The 5,365-nt window shown below is 58.8% G+C and carries 6 protein-coding genes and 1 pseudogene; 4 read left to right on the forward strand and 3 right to left on the reverse strand.

Annotated features, from left to right (window positions below):
* Positions 1 to 223: pseudogene (locus tag WBC85_RS02555) on the reverse strand (orotate phosphoribosyltransferase); the annotation flags it as partial.
* A 78-nt stretch (positions 224 to 301) separates the two neighbouring features.
* Positions 302 to 1,339, reverse strand: coding sequence for a dihydroorotase (gene pyrC / locus WBC85_RS02560; protein ID WP_424433112.1), 1,038 nt, complete (start codon positions 1,337 to 1,339; stop codon positions 302 to 304).
* A 93-nt stretch (positions 1,340 to 1,432) separates the two neighbouring features.
* Between pyrC and WBC85_RS02565 the strand changes: the two genes are divergently transcribed.
* Positions 1,433 to 1,702: a hypothetical protein gene (locus WBC85_RS02565; RefSeq protein WP_424433113.1), complete on the forward strand. Its 270-nt coding sequence runs from the start codon at positions 1,433 to 1,435 to the stop codon at positions 1,700 to 1,702.
* Positions 1,699 to 2,139, forward strand: coding sequence for an SRPBCC family protein (locus tag WBC85_RS02570; RefSeq protein WP_424433114.1), 441 nt, complete (start codon positions 1,699 to 1,701; stop codon positions 2,137 to 2,139). The genes WBC85_RS02565 and WBC85_RS02570 overlap by 4 nt, the downstream gene beginning before the upstream one ends.
* Here the strand turns inward: WBC85_RS02570 and WBC85_RS02575 are convergent.
* Positions 2,127 to 3,083 carry a phosphoadenosine phosphosulfate reductase gene (locus tag WBC85_RS02575; protein ID WP_424433115.1) on the reverse strand — a complete coding sequence of 319 codons (957 nt, stop codon included), beginning with the start codon at positions 3,081 to 3,083 and terminating at the stop codon, positions 2,127 to 2,129. The two genes, WBC85_RS02570 and WBC85_RS02575, sit on opposite strands and share 13 nt — an antisense overlap.
* Positions 3,084 to 3,229: 146 nt before the next feature.
* On the opposite strand from WBC85_RS02575, the gene WBC85_RS02580 reads away from it, so the two are divergent.
* On the forward strand, positions 3,230 to 4,126 hold the full coding sequence (locus tag WBC85_RS02580; RefSeq protein WP_424433117.1) for an AAA family ATPase: 897 nt from the start codon (positions 3,230 to 3,232) through the stop codon (positions 4,124 to 4,126).
* A 62-nt stretch (positions 4,127 to 4,188) separates the two neighbouring features.
* Positions 4,189 to 5,365: vWA domain-containing protein (locus WBC85_RS02585; protein ID WP_424433116.1), on the forward strand; the 1,177-nt coding region annotated here is incomplete at its 3' end.

Consider the following 5,365-nt stretch of genomic DNA (forward strand, 5'->3'; position numbering starts at 1 on the left):
ACCCTGCGTTTCGCATAACTGTGACAGTCATGAAATCCATCAGGGTCGAGCGGATGCGCGGATAGGAGTTGGGTTTGCGGCAATCAATATAGGTCGGGCTTGGCAAGCCGGAGGCCAGAATAAACGGCTCGGCGGCATTGAAGTGCACGGCTTTGATTTCAAGCAGCATGCGCGCCGTAAGACGGGCGATTTCTTCGGGGCTTGGGTAACTAGATGGGATCATTTGCAGCTCTGTATTTTAGGGGGAGGGGGCGAGGGGCCAGCCCCTCGCTCTCCCCGGGATATTTATGGAGAGAGGAAACTAGGAGGTCACAGACCAGGTGAGATCGAAGCCGGGGTCAAAGACAGTGACCTCGCCGACACCCGTGATGATCTTCCCGGGGTAAGTCGGGGGGGTCTTGCTCAGGGTCATGCGTGCCTCGTTCACCGGCAGGCCGTAGTGGGCCGGACCATTAAGCGAGGTGAAGGCTTCCAGCTTGTCCAGCGCGCCCGCCTCTTCAAAGACATGCGCGAGGATCGACATGGTGTTGGTGGCGGTAAAGCACCCGGCGCAGCCGCAAGCGTTTTCTTTGAGAACATCTGTGTGGGGCGCGGAGTCTGTCCCGAGGAAGAAGCGCGCCTCGCCAGAGGTTGCGGCCTCAACCAGCGCTTGGCGATGCACTTCGCGTTTGGCCACAGGCAGGCAGTAATAATGCGGCTTGATCCCGCCCACAAGAATGTGGTTGCGATTGATGACCAGGTGATGGGTTGTGATCGTTGCCCCGAGGCTATCGCCTTGATCGCGCGCGTAATCGACCGCGTCTTTGGTTGTGATGTGTTCCATCGTGACCTTGAGGCCCGGAGTTGCACGGCGCAACGGATCAAGAACAGTGTCGATGAACACGGCCTCGCGATCAAAGATATCCACGCTAGGATCGGTGACTTCACCGTGCAGGCACAGTGGCAGTCCGATTTCGGCCATGACATCAAGGACAGGTTGCACGCGTGCAAAATCGCGCACACCGCTTGCGGAATTCGTGGTCGCACCTGCAGGATAGAGTTTGACCGCCTTTATCAAGCCACTCGCAAAAGCCGCGCGCATATCTTCGGGATCTGTATCCTCCGTCAGGTAGAGCGTCATCAAAGGCTCAAACGTCATGCCGGCTGGCAGTGCATCGTTGATACGGCTTTGGTAGGCGAGTGCATCTGCTCCTGTTACCACCGGGGGTACAAGGTTGGGCATGATGATTGCGCGTGCAAAATGGCGTGCGGTTTCGGGCAGCACAGCGCGCAGCATATCGCCATCGCGCAAGTGAAGGTGCCAATCGTCGGGGCGGCGGAGTGTCAGGCTATGTGTCATGCCCATGCGCATACACCGCAGCGCACAAAAGGGCTAGGGGTTTGCGCGCCGCAGGTTTCGCGCGTAAGGGGATGTCAACCAAGGAGCGTTGAAATGCTATTTACACTTATTTCGGGCGTCGTCGTCGGGGCCTATTTCGACATCGCAAGCGAGTATGTCAGCAGTGGTCTGGACAAAGCGGGCCTCTCGCTTGGCGCCGAAGAATTGCGATTGTTCAGTTTCGCGCTTTGTCTGGCATTGGCTGCGATCTTGTTGATGCTGATCGGTGTAAACAGCTATCCGGTGTTGCTGTGCCTTGGCGGGGCACTTGGCGTGGCGCGCAAGCCTGTTCTTGCGCGGATCACCGGTAACAAAAGCGGATGAAAACCGTCCGCCTGAGCCATGTTTATGAACATTCACCGCAGGCGGTTTGGTCTGTAGCGACAGACTTTGATTGCCTGCAAGAAGCGGTGCGCGGTTTGCTGGTCTTCGAGGGCATGCCCAAAGGGTCCTTGCATCAAGGGCAGGTCATCGACGTAAACGTATCTATGTTCGGCGTGTTACCTGCGCAGCCCTATCACATGGAACTGGCCGAGTTTGATGCTGCCGAAATGCGGTTTGTGTCAAAAGAGCGGGGCATGGGCGTCGAGCACTGGCATCATCGCCTAAGCGTCGTGCCACATGCGCAAGGCGCAGAACTGATTGACGAGATCGAAATCGAAGCGGGCTGGCGCACGCCAATGATCGCCGCTTGGGCGCGGTACATGTACAAGCGTCGTCACAAACCACGCCTTGCAATGCTGGCGCGTCAATCGTCCTGAGCGGCTTTCGCGGCTTCATCTGCCAGCAAGGCTGCAATCTGCTCGCTCCGCTTCTTGAAGCGGGGGGCGTTCAATGCACGGGCCGCATGATCGCAGATCGCCTTGGCCAGGGTCCAGCGCTTGGCATCCTCTAATTCACCCAGAACCGCCCGCAAATAATTGCGATCATTTCTGCGCTGGCGATGCAGATTGTGGAACTCGGCGGAGACATCCGCGCCGGTCCCGATCGCACCAAGCAGGGTGTAGAGCACATCAAGCCGCATCATCTGGATATCTAGAGACGCGCCAAAGTAGGGCATGCGCAGCTTGTCTACGTTAGAGCGGGTAAAGAGCGCAGCATGCATGGAATCCATTTCAACGCGTGGGTCATAAATGATCGTGGCACGTTCGGCGGCGTCCAGCATGTCGGGCGCATACCCGTAGCGGTCGGTAAAGCTCAGGCGACGCATCCGGCGGAAACGGTCGTCCCATTCGCTAACCCGCGGATCAAGCGTGGCTTGCGGGCTTAGGGCCAGAACTTGCGCACCCGGGGACGCCACGGAAAAGGCACAGGCGGCATAGCCACACGAACCAGCGCCATAAAAAATCACCTGATCGAAGTCTTCAAAGAACCCGTCATCGATCAGCCTGTCAAAATAGCGATAGACCGCTTGGTCGCGGAACCATGTCTGACCCTCGCAGAAAAAGCTGAGAAGGGACCAGCCTTCTTCGCGCACCATTTCAAAACCGACGGGATGGGCTTCGCCATTTATGGATTGAACCGATTGCAGGGTTTCAAACGTGACAAGCAGTGTTTTACCCGAATCAATAAACGCGACGTTATGCTTGGCGCTCAAAGGCTGGAAATACCCTGCTTCTTCTGCAATATCTTCTATGGCGGATAACCACGCCTGACCGGTCTGACCGGCCAATGATTGGTCCAGCAAATGAAGGGTCTCTTGCATCGAACTCGCTCCTGCACGTCTCTATATGGCCCGTCTGATGCGGGACACTTGCTGGCAAACTGCCTGCAAATTGGGGCAGGATTGGGAAAATGCTGCGCCCATGTCTTGGCACATTGAGCCGCAACAGTGGCACGGAAGGGGACGAAATGGAGAGTATTGACGCGGTTCAAAAGGCGCTGGGCGAGACAGGATATGTCTGCGGGCGTGACCTTGCGACGGTGGTTTTCCTGTCGCTGAAACTTGGACGCCCCTTGTTTCTTGAGGGCGAAGCAGGGGTCGGCAAAACCGAAATCGCCAAAGCGCTCAGCACGGCGCTGGGCCGCAAATTGATCCGCCTGCAGTGTTATGAGGGTCTGGATGCGTCCAGCGCGGTCTATGAATGGAACTTCCCTGCGCAAATGATCGCCATCCGGAGCGCCGAGGCAACGGGCGGCGCGGATCGCAAATCGCTTACAACAGAACTTTTCTCAGAGGAATTCCTGATCGAGCGCCCGCTTCTGGATGCCATGCGCCCGCAAGAGGGCGGTGCGCCTGTGCTATTGATTGATGAACTGGACCGCACCGATGAGCCTTTCGAGGCGTTCTTGCTCGAGGCGCTCTCCGACTTTCAGGTCACCATTCCGGAACTTGGCACAATCAAAGCGCCCGAGCCGCCCATCGTCATCCTTACGTCCAACCGCACACGCGAAGTGAATGACGCGTTGAAACGCCGCTGCCTTTATCATTGGGTCGACTACCCCGATTTTGAACGCGAGATGGAGATCCTGCACGCCCGCGCGCCCGAAGCTGCCGAGGCCCTCAGCCGCGAAGTGGTTGCTTTTGTGCAGCGCCTGCGCACCGAAGATCTGTTCAAAAAACCGGGCGTGGCCGAGACTATTGACTGGGCAAAATGTCTGCTGGCGCTTGATGTCCTTACACTCAGCCCCGAAGTCATCGCGGATACTCTGGGTGCTGTGCTGAAATACCAAGATGACATCGCCAAGCTACAAGGGTCCGAGGCCAAACGCCTGCTGGACGAAGCACGGGCCAGTCTGGACGCATAATGCCTTTCTCATTTGGCCTTATATGCTCAATCCCGTCCTTACACCCCGCGCAGGGGGCTTGAATGGTTGAATACGCCCCCCTCGCACTCCCCGACAACCCGCGTCTGGCGGGGAACATCACCCATTTTGCCCGCGCCCTGCGCCGTGCAGGCCTGCCTATCGGGCCGGGACGGGTGATCGATGCGATCCGTGCGGTGGAGGCAGCGGGCTTCACCGAGAAGCGGGATTTCTTCTGGACACTACACGCCTGTTTTGTGAACCGGCCCGAGCATGCGCGCATCTTTGCGCAGTTGTTTCGCCTCTATTGGCGCGACCCGCGGTATCTGGAACATATGATGGCAGCAATGCTGCCCGCCATCCGTGGCGTGCAGGAAGAGCGTCCAGCGCAAGCGGCGGAGAAACGGGCTGCGGAAGCTCTGCTGGACGGTGCACAGGCGCCGCCCCGGGACGAGGCCGAAGAGAACAAAGAGGAAGAGACCTTGATCGAGGTCGATGCTTCGCTGACGATGTCCTCAACCGAACGCCTCAAGACGCTGGATTTCGAGTTGATGAGTCTGGCCGAGGTTGCGGAAGCGAAGCGGATGCTGGCGCGTTTGAGACTGCCGATCAAACCGCTGCCATCGCGCCGGACGTCTGCCAGTTTCGGGCAGGGGCGCGTGGATGCCGCGCGCTCGTTGCGCGCGGCCCTGCGGCAGGGCGGCGAGATGACGGCACTGTCGCTGAAACAGCCCAAACCGCGTTGGCCCAATCTGGTTGTGCTCTGCGATATTTCCGGCTCCATGAGCCAATATTCCCGCCTGATCCTGCATTTCCTGCATGCCGTTGCAAACGAGCGCGGGGCTGGATGGGCGCAGGTGCATGCGTTCACCTTTGGCACGCAATTGACCAATGTCACCCGCCATTTGCGCACCCGTGATGTGGATGCGGCGCTGAAGGCCGCCGGCGCTCAGGCGCAGGATTGGGAAGGCGGCACGCGCATCGGCAAGTCGCTGGAAGCGTTCAACCGCGACTGGTCGCGGCGGGTTTTGGGGCAGGGGGCGGTTGTGTTGCTGATCACCGATGGGCTGGACCGCGATGACCCTGACAGGCTTGCGCATCAGATGCAGCGCCTGCACCTGTCGGCGCGGCGTGTGATTTGGTTGAACCCGCTATTGCGCTGGGACGGGTTTGCGCCCAAGGCCGCAGGGATCCGCGCGATGTTGCCCCATGTCGACAGCTTTCGCGCGGGCCATTCTATTG

Source organism: Planktotalea sp. (genome assembly GCF_049680325.1).
In the GTDB taxonomy this organism is placed as follows: domain Bacteria; phylum Pseudomonadota; class Alphaproteobacteria; order Rhodobacterales; family Rhodobacteraceae; genus Planktotalea.

What these genes read in the sequence shown, in the direction of transcription:
- pyrC (WP_424433112.1), bottom strand. Translation starts at nt 1,339, where the DNA reads ATGACACATAGCCTGACACTCCGCCGCCCCGACGATTGGCACCTTCAC.
- WBC85_RS02565 (WP_424433113.1), top strand. Translation starts at nt 1,433, where the DNA reads ATGCTATTTACACTTATTTCGGGCGTCGTCGTCGGGGCCTATTTCGAC.
- WBC85_RS02570 (WP_424433114.1), top strand. Translation starts at nt 1,699, where the DNA reads ATGAAAACCGTCCGCCTGAGCCATGTTTATGAACATTCACCGCAGGCG.
- WBC85_RS02575 (WP_424433115.1), bottom strand. Translation starts at nt 3,083, where the DNA reads ATGCAAGAGACCCTTCATTTGCTGGACCAATCATTGGCCGGTCAGACC.
- WBC85_RS02580 (WP_424433117.1), top strand. Translation starts at nt 3,230, where the DNA reads ATGGAGAGTATTGACGCGGTTCAAAAGGCGCTGGGCGAGACAGGATAT.